Raw genomic sequence first — 15,595 nt, forward strand, 5'->3', positions numbered from 1 at the left:
TTTCGTGATGCCCGGTGTGTTTGGCCACCATCGTCACCCCGGCACAAGGCCGGGGGTGTGGTTCGAGCGGAGGCGCCGATTGCCGATCACGGGAAGCGCGGGTAGAGCCTTCGACGATGGAGCGAACGGGCAAGGGCATCGATCGGCGCACGCTGCTGATCGGCGGCGGTGCAGGGATCGGGCTGGTGCTTGCCTGGGCCGTATGGCCGCGCGCCTATGTCCCCAATCTTTCGGTGCGCGACAAGGAGACTGCGTTCGGCGCGTGGCTCAAGATCGCCGAGAATGGGCAGGTCACCGTCGCGGTCCCGCAATGCGAATATGGGCAGGGCGTGTTCACGACCTTGCCCCAGCTGATGGCGGACGAGCTGGGCGCAGACTGGCGCTTGGTGGGGGTGGAACAGGCACCGCTCAACCCGATCTATGCCAATGTGCTGGCGATCGACGCCTTGTTCCCGGGCATCGTGCCCGAGCGGCTGGAGCGGATCTGGGCCGAGCGCAACACGCTGATGCTGACCGGCGGATCGACCTCCATGCGCAGGTTTGAGACGCCGTTGCGCGTGGCGGGCGCGGTGGCACGCGCGATGCTGTGCAAGGCGGCGGCGCGGCGCTGGGGCGTCGACTGGCAGGAATGCGACACCGCCAACGGTCATGTCGTCCATGGCCAGCAGCGGTTGCGGTTCGGTGAGCTGGCTGCCGAGGCGGCGGCTGAGAAGGTGCCGGACGACCTGCCGTTTCGCGAGGGCGATACCGGGCGGCTGACGGGCACGCCCGCACCAAGGCTGGACGGCCCGGGCAAGGTCGATGGCAGCGCTAATTTCGCGGGCGACATCCGCGTGCCGGGGATGGTGTTCGCGGCATTGCGCCAGGGGCCGATCGGGACATTGAAGCTCGCGGCGATCGACGAGGCGGCGGCGAAACAGGTGCCGGGTACGCTTCACATCGTAAAGAACGAGATGTGGGTTGCGACGGTTGCGAACAATTGGTGGGCCGCGAACCGGGCGCTCGACGCGATCAACCCGCGTTTCGAGGTCGCAGGGCGGGTTGAGAGCGAGACGATCCAGGCCGCGCTCGACGCCGCGCTCGAAGGCGACGGCGAGCGCATGGTTTCGGTCGGCGACCTTGGTCCCGTGTTCAAGGGCGCACGCGTCGTAACCGCGGAATACAGGGTTGGCCTGGCGCTGCACGCCGCGATCGAGCCGATGTGCGCGACCGCCATGTGGGAGGATGGCCGGGTGCGGCTGTGGCTGCCGACCCAGGCGCCGGCAATGGCGCGCGACGCGGTGGCACAGGTGCTGGGGATCAGCGCGGCCGACGTGGTGGTTCATCCGGTCTTCGCGGGCGGATCGTTCGGGCAGAATCTGGAGCATCAGGTCGCGGCGCAGGCAGCGCTGATCGCGCGCGAAGTGAAAAAGCCGGTTCAGCTCATGTGGTCGCGCGGGGAGACTTGCGCGCAGGATCGATTCCGCCCGCCGGCGGCCGGACGGATGACTGCGCGGCTGGGTGCGAACGGGAGCATTTCGGGCTGGCTGGCCAAGATCGCCGCGCCGGCGACCGGGCACGAGCTGGCTGAACGGCTTACCGGCAGCGGCGCGATCGGCGCTGCGCTGGCCATGGAGGGCATCGGCGATGTCTCGGCAGTCGCGGGTGCGCGGCCGCTCTATCGCATCCCGGCGCTGGCGATCGACCATCACCCCGCGGAGATCGGCACGCCGACCGGTTATTGGCGGTCGGGGGCGCATAGCTACACCGCCTTCTTCACCGAGAGCTTCATCGACGAGCTGGCGCATGTCGCGAATATCGAGGCCTTTTCGTTCCGGATCGCGATGCTGGGCGGCGAGCCGCGGCTGGCGCGATGCCTGTCCACCGTCACCTCGCTCGGCGGGTGGCAGGGCGGATTGCCGGGGAGCGGGCAGGGGTTGGCCTGCCATGCGTTCGGCGGGAGCTATATCGCGGTGATGGCCGAGGCGTCGGTCGGCGGCGACCAGCGCGTTCAGGTCGACCGGCTGATCGCAGCGGTCGATTGCGGGCGGGTGGTCAATCCCAGCGTGGTCGAGCAGCAGATCGAGGGCGGACTGATCTTCGGCCTGGCCGCAGCACTGGGCGCGACGACGGGAATCACGGCGAACCGGCCCGACGCGCGTAGCTTGCGCGACCTGGACCTGCCGCGGCTGGCCGATTGCCCGCAGATCATGGTCGAGCTGATTGCGAGCGATGCCGATCCGGGCGGCGTGAGCGAACTGGCGGTGCCGCCGGTCGCGCCGGCGATCGCCAATGCGCTTTACGCTGCGACCGGGATCCGGTTGCGGCAGCTTCCGCTGATTCCGGGCGGCGAATGATGGCGGACAAGCAGGGCGCGATTCCCGGCCCGCAGGTCGGGGTGCTGCTGGTCAATCTCGGCACGCCCGACGCGCCGACTCCCGCGGCGGTGCGGCGCTACCTCGCCGAATTCCTGTCGGACCGGCGGGTGGTCGAGATCCCGCAGATCATCTGGCAGCCGATCCTGCGCGGCGTGATCCTGCGCACGCGGCCGAAAAAGTCGGCGCATGCCTATTCGCTGGTGTGGAGCGACGAAGGGTCGCCGCTTGCCGCGATCACGGCACGACAAGCGACGGCGCTGCAGGCGGCGTGGCCGCAGGTGCGCGTGGACTGGGCGATGCGCTACGGCAATCCGGCGATCGGTGAGCGATTGAAGGCGATGAAGGACGCGGGATGTGAGCGCATCCTGATCGCGCCGCTCTATCCCCAATATTGCGCCGCGACGACGGCAACGGCGAACGATGCGGCGTTCGGGGCGCTCGCGAAGATGCGCTGGCAGCCAGCGGTGCGGACGCTGCCGCCCTATCACGACGATCCGGCCTATATCGCCGCGCTGAGGGATTCGGTGCGGGGGCAATTGGCCGCGCTGGATTTCGAGCCCGACGCGATCGTCGCCAGCTTTCACGGCATGCCCCAGCGGACGGCGGCGCTGGGCGACCCCTATTCCGTGCAATGTATCGAGACGGCGCGGTTGCTGAGTGCGGCACTGGGGCGTGAGGTGACGATCGCCTTCCAGTCGCGCTTCGGACGGGCGAAATGGCTGGAACCGGCGACCGACGCGGTGCTGGCCGCGATGCCGGGCAAGGGCATGAAGAAGGTCGCGGTGGTCGCCCCGGGCTTTTCGGCCGACTGCCTCGAGACGCTGGAGGAACTGGCGATCCGCGGGCGTGAGACGTTCGAGGCGGCGGGGGGAACGCATTTCGCCTATCTCGACTGCCTCAACGACAGCGAGGCCGGATTACTCATGTTGCGCAACATCGTCGCAACACAACTTGCGGGCTGGGCGGACCTATCCTAGCCTCAAGGCCAACCACTTACGGGAGAGGTTCATGGCACGGGTAGCGATCGTAACCGGCGGCACGCGGGGCATCGGCGAAGCGATCAGCGTAGCGCTCAAGGACTTGGGGATGGAGGTCGCGGCCAACTATGCCGGCAACGACCAGCGCGCCGCAGAGTTCACCGAGCGGACCGGCATCAAGGCGTTCAAATGGGACGTTGCCGATTATGACGCGTGCCAGGCAGGCGTGGCCGATGTCGAGGCGGCGCTGGGTCCGGTCGATGTCGTCGTCAACAATGCCGGCATCACCCGTGACGGCACCATCCTCAAGATGACCTACCAGATGTGGAAGGAGGTCATGGACACCAACCTTGGCGGTTGCTTCAACATGGCCAAGGCGACCTTCCCCGGGATGCGCGAGCGCAAATGGGGCCGCATCGTCAATATCGGATCGATCAACGGCCAGGCCGGGCAGTACGGCCAGGTCAACTATGCTGCGGCGAAGAGCGGCATCCATGGCTTCACCAAGGCGCTGGCGCAGGAAGGCGCGCGTGCCGGGGTGACGGTGAACGCGATCGCGCCGGGCTATATCGACACCGACATGGTCGCAGCGGTGCCGGCCGAAGTGCTCGAGAAGATCGTCGCCAAGATCCCGGTCGGGCGCCTCGGCCAGGCGAACGAGATCGCGCGCGGCGTGGCGTTCCTCTGCTCTGAAGAGGGCGGGTTCGTCACCGGATCGACGCTGTCGATCAATGGCGGGCAGCATATGTACTGACGGGTCGAGACGCGTCGCCCCGGCGCAGGCCGGGGGGACGGCGTCGGTGCCGTTGCGCACGACCCGGCACGGACGGCGGGTACGCTTGAGCGGAACCCGTCCGACGCCAGCATGGGCTTTGCCCGTGCGGCCCGCGCACAGATTTAGAGCGCAAGGCCCGGGGTGTTTCGCGCCGCTGCCCGCACTAGATCGACGCGATGGCTGACACGACTATCCACGCCCGCATGAACGCCGGCGACTGGGCGATCCTTGCGGCATTGTCGGTGCTGTGGGGATGCTCCTTCTTCTTCCTGGCGATCGGCCTGCGCGAACTGCCGCCGTTCACGTTGGTGCTGACGCGTGTGGGATTCTCGGCATTGTTGTTGCTCGGCTGGGCGGCGATCGCAGGGATCCGGCTGCCGCCGCGGAGCGCATGGGGCGCCTTCGTCGTGCTCGCCCTGCTCAACAATATCATCCCGTTCGCGCTCTATGGCTTTGCGCAGCAGCAGATTTCGAGCGGGCTGACCTCGATCCTCAACGCCACGACCCCGTTATGGGGTGTGATCGTCGCGCACCTGTTCACGACGGACGAGCGTGCCACCCCCGGAAAGATCGTCGGGGTGCTGCTCGGCTTTGCGGGGGTCGCGACGATGGTCGGCGGCGATGCGCTGGCGGGGCTGGGCGCCAATGTCTTCGCGCAGGCCGCCTGTCTTGTCGCGACGCTGAGCTATGCGCTTGCAGGGGTGTGGGCGCGGCGGTTCAAGGGGCAGGGCGTGACGCCGATGGGGGTAGCGACCGGCCAGCTCGTCGCGGCGACGATCGTCATCCTGCCGATCGCGGGGATCGTCGACCGGCCCTGGCTGCTGCCGATGTCGGGCGGCGTGGTGATCGCGTCGATCGCCGGCATGGTGCTGGTGTCGACCGTGTTCGCCTATGTCCTCTATTTCCGTCTGGTCGAGCGTGCCGGGGCGAGCAACGCGCTGCTCGTCACCTTCACCATCCCGATCGTCGCGATCCTGCTGGGCGTGCTGGTGCTGGGTGAGACCCTGCTGGCCAAGCATGTTGCCGGGATGGCGCTGATCGCGCTCGGGCTGGCCGCGATCGACGGACGGCCATGGGTGCGATTGACGGGATCGTCATAGGGTGCGCGCCGCCATACCCCCTTCGACATAGAAAAAGGCCGGCCTCCTTGCGGAAGCCGGCCTCTTCTGTCTCATGCCGCGATGTGCTGTCCGAACGCGGCATCAGCCGATCAGAAGCGCACGCCGAGGCCGGCGACGATCTGGTGGCGCTCAACGTCGCCCTCATAGTTCGAGTAGCGATACTCGCCCTTGAGGAAGAGGTTTTGCGCGAACTTGTGCTCGACGCCGCCGCCGACGCGGATGCCGTCGCCATTCTCGTCGCCGAGGCTCGATTCGACGCGGGCGTTGGTGTAGCCGACCTTGCCGTAGACGGCGGTCTTGCCGAACACATAGCCGATGCGGCCGCCAGCATAGAGGTCACGGCCAGCGCGCGCGGCGATGGCATTGCCGGCCTTGAGCTCGATCGAGGATTCGGTGACTTCGCCCTCGATGCCGAACAGCACGTTGCCGCGCTGCAGGTCGTAGCCGAGGTTGAGGCCATAGGCGACGCCATCGGGGTTATCGACGCCCGCGGTGTTGACGTCGAGAATGTCGTAGCCGGCGACGATCGAAGCGTGCGCGCCGTTGAAGGGGGCTGCTTCGTCCTGCGCAAAAGCCGGGGTCGCGGCGGCGGTCAGGGCGACGAGCGCCAGAGCAATCTTCTTCATGGTATTCTACATTCCTTTTTACAGCCCCCGGCGCGTGTTGTCCGTGCCTTGGGGAGGGCGCATCTGGGTGTCGAATGTGGCAGAAACAAGCGCCAAACCGTTCAAATTCAGGGATTGGTTCAAGAGTGTTGCTTAAGTGATACACTTCGGTTGCGAATGCGCCTGACGGCGCGGTGCCGCGCTCGAAATGCGCTCCTTTGCGCATTTCAAAACCGACTCTATCGGACGCAAGTAAGGCCGACCCCTTGTCGGGGCCGGCCTCGCTTGTTTCAGACCACTAGCGTTTAGCGGCGGCAATAGCCCGGACGGTCCGACCGGTCGATCTCGCGGCCGGCGATGGCGCCGACGGCGCCGCCCAGGATCGTGCCGAGCGTACGGTCGCCGCGGCCAGCGATCGCGTTGCCAGCGAGGCCACCGGCGATCGCACCGACGATCGTGCCGCCGTCACCGTCGCGGCACTTGTCGCGCGCGCGGTCACGATAGTAGCGGCGGTCGTCGCGGTCATAGCGGCGATAGTCGCGATAGCCGCGGTCCCGGCCATAGCCGCGGTCGTCGCGACGATAATCGCGGTCGCCATAATAGCCGCGGCCGTCATTATATTCGTAGCGGCTCTGCGCAGCGGCAGGGGTCGCGGGGATCAGCGCGGTACCGGTCATCGCCAGCGCGGCGCCGATCAGGGAAAGCTTCTTGAACATGATGTTCTCCTTGTTCTGCCGTTTCGTGCGATGCGGCCCTGTGCCGTCATCGTTGAACAAGGGATTCGCACAGTCGCGTTGAGCCTTGTCTGAATGTGCCGGTTATCTGGCGTTCAGCGAACGAGGCCGAGCCGCCGGCAAGCGCGTGGAGTCGAAGGAAATGGCCGGTGCGGGAAGGAGCCCTGGGGGGAAACGCCCGTCCCCGATACGCAACGCGGGGAAACACGGGCAGGGTGCCATCAACGCGCACCGGCTGTTCGGCGGGAGCGCCATACTCGGCACGTCCCGTTGGGGTTGCCTCTAGATGAACGGGTTTGAGCGCTGTCTGAACGCGGCCGTTATCTGAGGTTCAGCTTTGCGGCACGAATCGGGCCGCTATTAGGGCGCGATGCGTATACTGCTTTCGGTCCTGCTGATCCTGTTGTTCGTGCCGAGCTGGTCGGGGGAACAGCGCCTGGCGTTGCTTCCGGCCAAGGCCGAAATGGCAGCGCATCGCGCTCTTCTGGATCCGCGCGATCCCGGGCGGGTGAAGCTCGGGGGGCTCACCTTTCTGGGCGGCGTGTATCTGACCGGGCCGGCGCCGGCCTTCGGGGGCTTTTCCGCGATGGTGGTGGAGGGCGATCGCTTCACGATGCTGAGCGATGGCGGGAATATCGTCAGTTTCAACCTGGGCGCCGACTGGCAGGTGCGTGCGCCGCGCTTCGCCGAACTGCGTGAGGGTCCAGAGCGCGGATGGCACAAATCCGAACGCGACAGCGAATCGCTGACCCGCGATCCGGCGACCGGGCAACTCTGGGTCGGCTTCGAACATGCGAATGAAATCTGGCGTTACGCGCCGGACTTCGTGCGCGCCGAGGGACGGTCCGCGCCGCGGGCGATGGCAAAATGGGCCGACAACGGGGGTGCCGAATCGCTGGTGCGCCTGCGCGACGGGAGTTTCATCGTCCTTGCGGAGGATACGAGCGCGGCGGAGCGCAAGGGCGTGCAACAGGGGCTGTGGTTCGCCGGCGATCCCACGCAGCGCGGCCGGCAGGGATTCATGTTCGGCTATCGCGCGCCCAAGGGGTTCAAGCCCACCGACATGACGGAGTTGCCCGATGGGCGGCTGGCGGTGCTGAACCGCAAGGCTTCACTGCGCGAGGGGTTCACCGCGGTGCTGACCCTCGTCGAGCGTAGTGCAGTCCGGCCGGGCCGAATCGCGACGGGCCGCGAGGTGGCGCGATTCGCAGCGCCGGTGGTGCATGACAATTTCGAGGCGATCGCGGCGACGAGGGAGGGCGATTCGACGATCCTGTGGATCGCGTCCGATGACAATCAGCTCTTCTTCCAGCGCTCGCTGCTGCTCAAGTTCAGGCTGGATATCTGACGGTTGGCGGAGCGGGCCGGCGCCGAACCGACATAACGCCGAACGGCCCGCATCCCTTGCGGGAGCGGGCCGGTCAGAACGGTGAAACCCGAAAGGGTTCAGGCCGCGGCGGCGGTTGCCTTCTTGGCGACTTCGCGCTTGAGGCGGCGCGCCTTGAGCGAAAGCTTGTCATCGCTGGTCTTGAGCAGCCAGTTGTCGAGGCCGCCATTATGCTCGACCGAGCGCAGGCCGTGCGTCGAGACGCGCAGACGGATCGAGCGCTCCAGCGCTTCCGACATCAGCGTGACGTTCTGCAGGTTGGGCAGAAAAGTCCGCTTGGTCTTGTTGTTGGCGTGGGAAACATTGTGACCCACCTGCCGGCCCTTGCCGGTCAGCTCGCAAATGCGCGACATCGCTTGATCCTAGGTTATGCCTGTTCCGGTAGCCCCGGAAAGTGGCGCGCAGTACCGGGACAGAGGCTTTTCGTCAACCTTGTTCCCGGCCCCCGATGCAACTTCGATGATCGATGAGGCGTTATTTCGCAAACGATTCGATTTGAGGAGACCGGAGCCATGCGTGCAATTCTGGCGATACTGGTGCTTGCCGCGGTGGTGATCGTGGCGATGATCTCGCTCGGCATGCTCAACGTGAACATGCAGCCGGGCAGCCTGCCCACGGTGAAGCTGGAAGGCGGAAAGCCGCCCGCGGTGAAGGCCGATGTCGGCGAAGTCGGCATGGGCTACACCAACAAGACGATCCAGGTGCCGACCGTGGTGATGGAGAACAAGGTGATCCAGGTGCCGACGGTCGAGGTCGAGAAGGCCAAACCGGCCGAACCCGCCGCGAAGGCGCAGTAACCCCGATTCGCTCCGGCGTAGCCAAGGCTCTTCGGTGCGGGCATAGCGGGGCGATGTTCCCGCTGCCCGAACCGATGCGCGCCGCGCTCGATGCCGCCCGCGATGCCGCGGCGGCGGGCGAGGTGCCCGTGGGCGCGGTGGTGATGCGGGGTGATACTGTGGTGGCAGTGGCCGCCAACGCCCCGCGGACGTTGCACGACCCGACCGCGCATGCCGAGATGCTGGCGATTCGCGCCGCGGCGGAGAAGCTCGGCCGCGAGCGGCTGGAGGATTGTGACCTGTGGGTGACGCTGGAGCCGTGCGCGATGTGCGCGGGTGCGATCAGCCATGCGCGGATCGCGCGGGTCTATTACGGCGCTGCGGACCCCAAGGGCGGCGCGGTCGAGCATGGGCCGCGCTTCTTCGCCCAGCCGACCTGCCATCACCGCCCCGAAGTCTATTCGGGGATCGGCGAGGGCGAGGCGGGCGCGTTGCTCAGGGACTTCTTCGCCGCGCGGCGATAGGCCCAGATGACATCAGGCCGTTATCAGGCCCTTCAGCGCCGCCTTGGTGGCAGCGTTGAAGCTGCCGTCGAGCGGTCCGTCATAGCCCGATTGGCGCAGCCGCTTCTGGATCTCGACGATGGTCTCGCGATCGAAAAGGTCCGGACGCGAAAGCGCGGACGGAACACCGAAATTGCTGTTGTGACATCGGAATGCCTTCACTTGGAACGCGGCGGCGGCCGCGCGATCGACCGGGCCGCCGATTCCACGTGACAGCATGATCGAATAGCGATCGGCCATGTCGCCATGGCACCATTCCGAGATGCGCTGGTAGAGGGCCCGCGCTGCCGCTTCGTCCCTGGCGCCGCCAAGGCCAAGCTCGGTCATTCGTGCCAGCTCATAGCTTGCGTCGATCAGGCCTCTGTCGCCTGCCAGCCGGAACAATCTGCGCGCCAGGAACAGATCGACGGCGCCGCCCTTGCCGTTCAACAGCAACCTTCCGCGCCGCCAATAGGCGATGCGGTTCTCTCCGGCCAGGGTGTAGTGCTGGCGCGCGCCGGTGAAATCCTGCGGACCGCCGGCGCCCGCCTCGGCCATCTGGCCGAGCAGGCGATGCGCTTCGCTATCTCCCGCGGTGGCGGCCTGTTCGAGCAGACGCTGGGCCGCGCGGACATCTTCGCTCGACGCCTTGGGCAAATGATAGCGGCCCTCGCCATCCGGACCCGAGATATCGCCGATCGCGAAACGCTCCTGCGCTTTCTCGACCAGATCGGCACCCGGTGCCCCGGTATCGTCCGTCTGCGCCGCCGCAAACGGGGCCGCTGTCAGAAACAGCAGCCCTGCCAGCCATGTGCCGCGCCCCACCCGTCGCAGCATATCGGGATCAGCGCCGGTCGCTGTCGCGGACGGGGACGATCTTGATTTCGACGCGGCGATTCTGGGCGCGGCCTTCGACCGTGTCGTTCGACGCGATCGGCTGGGTCTCGCCATAGCCCAGCGCCTCGAGCCGGGCCGATTCGACCCCGCGCATCGTGAGGTAACTGGCGACCGCATCGGCGCGGCGTTCGGACAGCGCCTGGTTGTATGCGTCGGACCCGGTCGAATCGGTGTGGCCGTACACATCGACATAGGTCTGGTTGTAGCGGTCGAGCACGTCGGCGACCTTGTCGAGCGTCGGGCGGAACTCCGGCTGGACGGTCGAGCTGTCGGTCGCGAAGGTGATTCCCGAGGGCATCGAGAGGATGAGGTCGTCGCCCTGGCGGATCACCTCGACATCGGTGCCTGCGGTCCGCTCGCGGATCTCGCGCTCCTGCCGGTCCATGTAGCTGCCGATCGCGGCGCCGCCGATCGCGCCGATGCCCGCGCCGAGGATCTTCTCGGTGCGGTCGCGCCGCCCGCCGACGATATCGCCGAGCAGATAGCCGCCAAGCGCGCCGCCGAGCGCGCCGATCCCGGCCTTGGACATGCGCTGTTCGCCGGTCACGGGGTCGGTGATGCACGCACCGGTCAGCGTCAGCGCGGCGATTGCGGGGATAAGGGGCCAGTTACGCATGGGGTCCTCCAGTCAATTCCGTGTTCACAGAATCGCGCGACGCGCGGTGTTGTTCCGCTACCGCATCGACCGATTCATCAACTTGCGATCTAGCGCGCCATTGTGAAACCCACCTGAATATGGCTATGAGGCCGCAGGCCAATGGACCCGCTTCCCCCATTTCCTTGGATCGACGTCGCGATCATCCTGGCGCTGGTCGCGCTGAACGGTGTGTTCGCCATGTCCGAACTCGCCATCGTTTCGGCGCGCAAGGCGCGGCTGGAGGCGATGGTGCGCGCGGGCAAGCGCGGCGCGCAAACCGCGATCGACCTTGCAGCCGATCCCGGCAAGTTCCTGTCGACTGTCCAGATCGGCATCACGCTGATCGGCATCATCGCCGGCGCCTATTCGGGCGCGAGCCTGGGTACGCCCACCGCCGCGCGGATCGAGATGCTGGGTGTCGAGCACGAGACCGCCGAGACGATCGGCTTCGCGATCGTCATCGCGCTCACCACCTATGCCTCGCTGATCGTCGGCGAGCTGGTGCCCAAGCAGTTCGCGCTGCGCTCGCCCGAGCCGATCGCGGTGCTGGTGGCGACGCCGATGAAATGGCTGGCGCGAATCACCGCGCCCGTGGTGTGGGTGCTCGACCAGAGCAGTGGCCTTGTCTTCCGCCTGCTCGGCATGAACCGCGAATCGGAGAATCGCGTCACGGCCGAGGAACTGCACATGCTGGTTGCCGAGGCAACGCATTCGGGCGTGATCGAGGAGCATGAGCGCTCGATCATCTCGGGCGTGGTGCGCCTGGCCGACCGTCCGGTGCGCGAAGTGATGACGCCGCGCACCGAGGTGGAATGGATCGACGCCAATCTGGACGAGGCAGCGATCCGCAAGCTGCTCGCCGAGACGCCGCATACGCGGCTGCCCGTGGCCGAGGGATCGGTCGATGCGGTGGTCGGCGTGGTGCAGGCGCGCGACGTGGTGACGGCGCTGATCCGCGGCGAGCCGCTCGACCTGCGCGCGCTGATGCACCCCGCGCCGGTACTGCCCGATCAGGTCGATGCGATGGACGCGCTGGGTTCGCTGCGCCGCGCCGCGGTGCCGATGGGCTTCGTCCATGACGAATACGGGCATTTCGAAGGGATCGTGACCCCCGCCGATCTGCTCGCCGCGATCGCGGGCGAGTTCGTGTCCGACGCGGACCCGGGCGACAGCCCCTCGATCGTGGTGCGCGACGATGGATCGCTGCTGGTGTCCGGCCAGCTTGCCGCCGATGCGCTGGCCGAGCGGATCGGGATCGAGCTGCCCGAGGACCGCGACTATGCGACCGTCGCCGGGCTTGCACTCGCGGTGCTCAAGCATCTGCCCAAGGAAGGCGAGAGCTTCGTCGAGCAGGGCTGGCGCTTCGAGATCGTCGACATGGACGGGCACAAGATCGACAAGCTGCTGCTGAGCGAAGCTGCGCGCGACTAAGGTTCGGGGGGCGTCTCGCCCTCGACGATCTCGTTATTCTCCGCCACTTCCGCATCGGCTTCCTGCCGCTTGCGGCGCAGGTGACGGCCCCAGATCAGGATGGCGATCGCGCCGATCGCGCACAGACCGATGATAACGAAGTGCGTCGCCGTCACCCATTCGAGCGGATCGCTGGTGAGGGACAGGGACTGGGCATTGCTGTCCATCGGCGGCTCCGGCTGGCAAAGCCGAAGCCTAACCGATGGTCAGGCGCGGTGAAAGCGGCCCGCGCTACTTCTTCCAGACCGCGACGCTGTGCGGACCGCAGGTGTAGGACGAGGTCCGCTGATAGCCGAGCCCGGTATAGTGGCTGTGCTTGGCCTTGGCCTCCGCCGGGCTCATCGCGTTGAAGCTTGCCCAGTCCTTGTCCTTCGCCGGCGACCAGTCCGAATTATAGGTCGCACCATTGCCCGCACAGGTGATGAGGCCGGGCATCAGTTCCGAATCGGCGAGATGATCGACCATGCGCTGATAGTTGGCGGCGAGGACGCCGTTGAAGGTGTAGTTGCCCTGCTTGTGCGGCGCCCAGAGCAGCACGTCCTGCTCGGGCATTTCGTTGCCGGCGAGCCGGGTCCAGGGACCGTTGATGCTTGCCCTGTCGTTGACGAGCGGCGTGGTCATGCCGCGGCGGAAGGGCATTGGCTGAGCGACGCCGTTCTTGACGACATGGACGTGGAGGTGCGGGCCGGAGGAATCACCCGAATTGCCGACCAGCCCGAGCGGCATGCCGGGGGTGACGCGCGCGCCCGTGTCCACCTTGGTATCGAGCAGCAGGCTGGGCTCGCCGCCGTCGCGCTTGTTGCTGCTGAGCTGGACCGCATTGTGCGGGCAGAGCGCGGTCGGGATCGAACCCGGCTTGGCATGGGCGTAGAGGACGTAATTGCCGTCGTCCTGCAGCACATAGAGATGGTTACCGCCATTGGGCATCTTGTTGTTGGTGAAATCGGGATGCTTGCTCCTGGCGGGATTGTCGGGCGCGTTGCGCCAGCAGCCGACCACGGTTCCCGCCGCCATCGCGTAGAAGGGCTTGCCGTAGACGATGTAGTTCTCGTTGACCGTGTTGTCGGTCGTGCCGGCCCTGAGCCCGGACCAGACATTGTTCGCCGACAGCCGCCGCGCACCGATATCCTTGCCGCGCCTCTGGGCGGGGTTGCCTTGGGAATGGCGGCCTGCCGAATAGCGCTCGTCAGACGAGAGGTCGTTGGCGCGGAGCGGCGGCTCATAGCCGTCCTGGGCGAGCGCGGGCAGGACGGCAACGGTGGCGGCGAACAGGAATGCGGTGGGAAGTCGGGACATCGGCTTTCTCCAACAGGCTTGAACGGCGCGTGGGTAAGCGGCTCACCGGGGGCGAGGGCAAGCGATCCCGGCATGCGGGCGCACGATGTATCCTGGCGTGCACGCCGCGTATCCTGCGGCGCCTAACGGAGCGTGCGGATCCAGTCCCACATGTGCCGGTCGGGCGCGCGGGCGGCGTCGGTCCGCCGGCGCTGTACGGCGAGTTCGCGCGTGTCGCGCGGGGTGAAGCCGAAGCGCAGACGGTAGGTGCGCGCGAAATTGGTGCGCCAGGTGAAGCCGCAGCGTTCGGCGATCATGTCCATCGGCAGGTCGCGCTGCGTAGGGTCGCCGAGCAGCGCTTGGGCGCGGCGGAGCCGGTGTTCGCGCAGGCAGGCCGCGAAGCCGCCATGCGGCTCGAGCAGGTGATAGAGTTTGCGGCGCGAGATGCCGAAGCGCGCGGCGACGCCTTCGGGAGAGAGGGTGCGATCGGCGGCGTGATCGGCGAGGAAGTGCCCGATCTGGCTGCCGAGGATCGATTCGACCGCGCGGCGGCTGCCTTCCGGAAGCTGGGCGTTGAGCAGCGCGGCGGCGAGCTCGAGCGTCGGGCGTGCTACGGCTTCGGCATCCTCGGGGCGCATCGCCGGGGCGGTCTGGAACAGGGTCGTGAGATGGTTGTGGAGCAGGGTCGCGAGCGGCGTGCCGGCAGGAATGCGGCGGAGATTGTGCGTGTCGGGGGCGTCGAGCAGGGGGGCGAGCAGACGGCGCGGAACGGTAAGGTTGAGGCTGCTGAAATCGCTCGTGGCGGTCGCCTGCGGCTGAGCGAGATCGGCGATGAGGATGTCGCCCGGGCCCGCGCGATCGGCGCTGCCGCCGTCGCGCGGACCGTGGGTGCCCGACAGGCAGAATTGCAGCGTCAGGTGATCGAGGCCGTCGCGGCCGATGCGCAGGCGCGAGCGATCGAAGGTCTGGGCCGAACAGGCATAGGCGGTGACGACGATCTCGCCGAAATGGAAGGCTTCGGCGCGGAAGCGGAAGCCGTCATCGGTGCGGGCGCGGACGTCGTAGAAGGCGGCCATGCTCTCCCGCCACAGGGCCATGGCGCGCCCGGGCGGCATTCCGGCCGTGCCGAGGACGGAGTGTGGAACCGCGATCTTGCCTGCGCCCGCCTGCATCTGCGCCTCCCGTGAATGCGAATCCCGAGATGGAGCCCCCCGGCGCCTTCATATCTCGTTTCGGGCCCGGCTTCACCCCATAGGTGACGGCGCAGGCCTTGGGTGCTATAGTCGGACAACACGCGTGAGAGGGTGCTCGACATGCTGGAACGGATCGCTGCGGGGCGTACCGACCTGATCTTCGACTGGATCGCGCAGGGCGGTGATCCGCGGGCGAGCGTCGAGGGCGCGGAGCTGATCGGCTGGTGCGCCTATTATGGCGATGTCAGTGCGATGCGGCGGCTGACCGAGACGGGGGTGCCGCTCGCTGCGCTGGGGCGCAATCTGGGGCTCGGCGGCGCGGCATTTCACGGGCATTGGCAGCTCTGCGCCTGGCTGATCGAGCAGGGGGCGGATCCGAATGACGCCGATCCGGAGAGCGGCGAGACGGCGCTGCACAATGCGGTGAGCCGGCGCGACAGCCCGGGGATGGAGGCCGTGGTCGCGGTGCTGCTGGCGGCGGGCGCGGACCCCAACCGCAAGACGATTGCGGGGACCGAGACCGGCGCGTTCATGCGCGATGTGCGCAACCGCGGCGAGGGCGTGCTGCACCGTGCCGCCGCCTATGCGCCGCAGGGCGTGATCGAGCGGCTGATCGCGGCGGGCGCAATGCTCGACCAGCGCGACGCGCAGGGGGATTCGCCGCTCGGCTGGGCGAGCTGGGCACTGCGCGAAACCGCGATCCTGTGCCTGCTTCAGTTTCCGCCGCATCGGGTGAACCCGAAACGGACCTCGATGGCCGCCTATCTGGTCGGCGATGCCGATCGGGCGATTGCAAAGTAACGCAATGAAAACGACCCGCCCGCCAGTTAGACGGGCGTATTCCACCTT

Annotated in this window: 17 protein-coding genes; 9 read left to right on the forward strand and 8 right to left on the reverse strand. The window is 67.2% G+C overall.

The genetic code is table 11. From position 1 onward, the window contains the following. The first annotated feature begins 116 nt into the window (after window positions 1-116). The 4 genes from AC07TU_RS17340 (at window position 117) to AC07TU_RS17355 (ending at window position 5,209) form a co-directional block, all read left to right on the forward strand. Complete coding sequence (locus AC07TU_RS17340) at window positions 117-2,336, forward strand: xanthine dehydrogenase family protein molybdopterin-binding subunit (RefSeq protein WP_495189172.1); 2,220 nt, start codon at window positions 117-119, stop codon at window positions 2,334-2,336. Further along, window positions 2,336-3,334, forward strand: a complete 999-nt coding sequence (gene hemH, locus AC07TU_RS17345; protein WP_495189173.1) for a ferrochelatase — start codon at window positions 2,336-2,338, stop codon at window positions 3,332-3,334. The genes AC07TU_RS17340 and hemH overlap by 1 nt, the downstream gene beginning before the upstream one ends. A gap of 31 nt (window positions 3,335-3,365) precedes the next feature. Beyond that, window positions 3,366-4,088: an acetoacetyl-CoA reductase gene (gene phbB, locus AC07TU_RS17350; protein WP_495189174.1), complete on the forward strand. Its 723-nt coding sequence runs from the start codon at window positions 3,366-3,368 to the stop codon at window positions 4,086-4,088. A 197-nt stretch (window positions 4,089-4,285) separates the two neighbouring features. Beyond that, window positions 4,286-5,209, forward strand: coding sequence for a DMT family transporter (locus AC07TU_RS17355; RefSeq protein ID WP_495189175.1), 924 nt, complete (start codon window positions 4,286-4,288; stop codon window positions 5,207-5,209). A gap of 110 nt (window positions 5,210-5,319) precedes the next feature. On the opposite strand, the gene AC07TU_RS17360 is transcribed toward AC07TU_RS17355, so the two are convergent. Further along, window positions 5,320-5,856 carry an outer membrane protein gene (locus AC07TU_RS17360; RefSeq protein ID WP_495189176.1) on the reverse strand — a complete coding sequence of 179 codons (537 nt, stop codon included), beginning with the start codon at window positions 5,854-5,856 and terminating at the stop codon, window positions 5,320-5,322. Window positions 5,857-6,140: 284 nt separating this feature from the next. Continuing rightward, complete coding sequence (locus AC07TU_RS17365; RefSeq protein ID WP_495189177.1) at window positions 6,141-6,551, reverse strand: glycine zipper 2TM domain-containing protein; 411 nt, start codon at window positions 6,549-6,551, stop codon at window positions 6,141-6,143. Window positions 6,552-6,939: 388 nt separating this feature from the next. Here AC07TU_RS17365 and AC07TU_RS17370 point away from each other — a divergent pair, with 388 nt between their 5' ends. Beyond that, window positions 6,940-7,917, forward strand: a complete 978-nt coding sequence (locus AC07TU_RS17370) for an esterase-like activity of phytase family protein (protein WP_495189178.1) — start codon at window positions 6,940-6,942, stop codon at window positions 7,915-7,917. A gap of 98 nt (window positions 7,918-8,015) precedes the next feature. On the opposite strand, the gene rpmB is transcribed toward AC07TU_RS17370, so the two are convergent. After that, window positions 8,016-8,309, reverse strand: coding sequence for a 50S ribosomal protein L28 (gene rpmB / locus AC07TU_RS17375; protein ID WP_495189179.1), 294 nt, complete (start codon window positions 8,307-8,309; stop codon window positions 8,016-8,018). A 159-nt stretch (window positions 8,310-8,468) separates the two neighbouring features. Between rpmB and AC07TU_RS17380 the strand changes: the two genes are divergently transcribed. Together AC07TU_RS17380 and AC07TU_RS17385 are read left to right on the forward strand one after the other, a co-directional pair. Next, window positions 8,469-8,753: a hypothetical protein gene (locus AC07TU_RS17380; RefSeq protein WP_495189180.1), complete on the forward strand. Its 285-nt coding sequence runs from the start codon at window positions 8,469-8,471 to the stop codon at window positions 8,751-8,753. A gap of 74 nt (window positions 8,754-8,827) precedes the next feature. Continuing rightward, entirely contained in the window at window positions 8,828-9,256 is a 429-nt protein-coding gene (locus AC07TU_RS17385; protein WP_495189330.1) for a nucleoside deaminase, read from the forward strand. A gap of 12 nt (window positions 9,257-9,268) precedes the next feature. Here AC07TU_RS17385 and AC07TU_RS17390 read toward each other — a convergent pair whose 3' ends face one another. Together AC07TU_RS17390 and AC07TU_RS17395 are read right to left on the reverse strand one after the other, a co-directional pair. Then, the gene (locus AC07TU_RS17390; protein ID WP_495189181.1) at window positions 9,269-10,111 is read right to left on the reverse strand and encodes a hypothetical protein; all 843 of its coding nucleotides are present in this window, start codon (window positions 10,109-10,111) and stop codon (window positions 9,269-9,271) included. Window positions 10,112-10,118: 7 nt separating this feature from the next. After that, window positions 10,119-10,787, reverse strand: coding sequence for a YiaD family glycine zipper/OmpA-like lipoprotein (locus tag AC07TU_RS17395; RefSeq protein ID WP_495189182.1), 669 nt, complete (start codon window positions 10,785-10,787; stop codon window positions 10,119-10,121). A gap of 141 nt (window positions 10,788-10,928) precedes the next feature. Between AC07TU_RS17395 and AC07TU_RS17400 the strand changes: the two genes are divergently transcribed. Then, complete coding sequence (locus AC07TU_RS17400) at window positions 10,929-12,239, forward strand: hemolysin family protein (protein WP_495189183.1); 1,311 nt, start codon at window positions 10,929-10,931, stop codon at window positions 12,237-12,239. Here the strand turns inward: AC07TU_RS17400 and AC07TU_RS17405 are convergent. From AC07TU_RS17405 to AC07TU_RS17415, 3 genes are all read right to left on the reverse strand, one after another. Beyond that, the gene (locus AC07TU_RS17405; protein ID WP_495189184.1) at window positions 12,236-12,445 is read right to left on the reverse strand and encodes a hypothetical protein; all 210 of its coding nucleotides are present in this window, start codon (window positions 12,443-12,445) and stop codon (window positions 12,236-12,238) included. The genes AC07TU_RS17400 and AC07TU_RS17405 overlap by 4 nt on opposite strands. 64 nt (window positions 12,446-12,509) lie before the next feature. Further along, complete coding sequence (locus AC07TU_RS17410) at window positions 12,510-13,574, reverse strand: M23 family metallopeptidase (protein ID WP_495189185.1); 1,065 nt, start codon at window positions 13,572-13,574, stop codon at window positions 12,510-12,512. 122 nt (window positions 13,575-13,696) lie between these two features. Then, on the reverse strand, window positions 13,697-14,725 hold the full coding sequence (locus AC07TU_RS17415) for an AraC-like ligand-binding domain-containing protein (protein WP_495189186.1): 1,029 nt from the start codon (window positions 14,723-14,725) through the stop codon (window positions 13,697-13,699). A 141-nt stretch (window positions 14,726-14,866) separates the two neighbouring features. Here AC07TU_RS17415 and AC07TU_RS17420 point away from each other — a divergent pair, with 141 nt between their 5' ends. Continuing rightward, a complete protein-coding gene (locus AC07TU_RS17420; protein WP_495189187.1) occupies window positions 14,867-15,547 on the forward strand; it encodes an ankyrin repeat domain-containing protein in 681 nt (226 codons plus the stop codon). The last annotated feature ends 48 nt before the right edge of the window (window positions 15,548-15,595 follow it).

Source organism: Sphingomonas sp. GW821-FHT03E12 (assembly GCF_059420685.1).

Coding starts and splice junctions, on each gene's coding strand:
- AC07TU_RS17360 (WP_495189176.1), bottom strand. CDS start 5,856: ATGAAGAAGATTGCTCTGGCGCTCGTCGCCCTGACCGCCGCCGCGACC.
- rpmB (WP_495189179.1), bottom strand. CDS start 8,309: ATGTCGCGCATTTGCGAGCTGACCGGCAAGGGCCGGCAGGTGGGTCAC.
- AC07TU_RS17395 (WP_495189182.1), bottom strand. CDS start 10,787: ATGCGTAACTGGCCCCTTATCCCCGCAATCGCCGCGCTGACGCTGACC.
- AC07TU_RS17400 (WP_495189183.1), top strand. CDS start 10,929: ATGGACCCGCTTCCCCCATTTCCTTGGATCGACGTCGCGATCATCCTG.
- AC07TU_RS17365 (WP_495189177.1), bottom strand. CDS start 6,551: ATGTTCAAGAAGCTTTCCCTGATCGGCGCCGCGCTGGCGATGACCGGT.
- AC07TU_RS17370 (WP_495189178.1), top strand. CDS start 6,940: ATGCGTATACTGCTTTCGGTCCTGCTGATCCTGTTGTTCGTGCCGAGC.
- AC07TU_RS17405 (WP_495189184.1), bottom strand. CDS start 12,445: ATGGACAGCAATGCCCAGTCCCTGTCCCTCACCAGCGATCCGCTCGAA.
- AC07TU_RS17415 (WP_495189186.1), bottom strand. CDS start 14,725: ATGCAGGCGGGCGCAGGCAAGATCGCGGTTCCACACTCCGTCCTCGGC.
- AC07TU_RS17355 (WP_495189175.1), top strand. CDS start 4,286: ATGGCTGACACGACTATCCACGCCCGCATGAACGCCGGCGACTGGGCG.
- AC07TU_RS17340 (WP_495189172.1), top strand. CDS start 117: ATGGAGCGAACGGGCAAGGGCATCGATCGGCGCACGCTGCTGATCGGC.
- AC07TU_RS17420 (WP_495189187.1), top strand. CDS start 14,867: ATGCTGGAACGGATCGCTGCGGGGCGTACCGACCTGATCTTCGACTGG.
- AC07TU_RS17410 (WP_495189185.1), bottom strand. CDS start 13,574: ATGTCCCGACTTCCCACCGCATTCCTGTTCGCCGCCACCGTTGCCGTC.
- AC07TU_RS17390 (WP_495189181.1), bottom strand. CDS start 10,111: ATGCTGCGACGGGTGGGGCGCGGCACATGGCTGGCAGGGCTGCTGTTT.
- AC07TU_RS17385 (WP_495189330.1), top strand. CDS start 8,828: ATGCGCGCCGCGCTCGATGCCGCCCGCGATGCCGCGGCGGCGGGCGAG.
- hemH (WP_495189173.1), top strand. CDS start 2,336: ATGGCGGACAAGCAGGGCGCGATTCCCGGCCCGCAGGTCGGGGTGCTG.
- AC07TU_RS17380 (WP_495189180.1), top strand. CDS start 8,469: ATGCGTGCAATTCTGGCGATACTGGTGCTTGCCGCGGTGGTGATCGTG.
- phbB (WP_495189174.1), top strand. CDS start 3,366: ATGGCACGGGTAGCGATCGTAACCGGCGGCACGCGGGGCATCGGCGAA.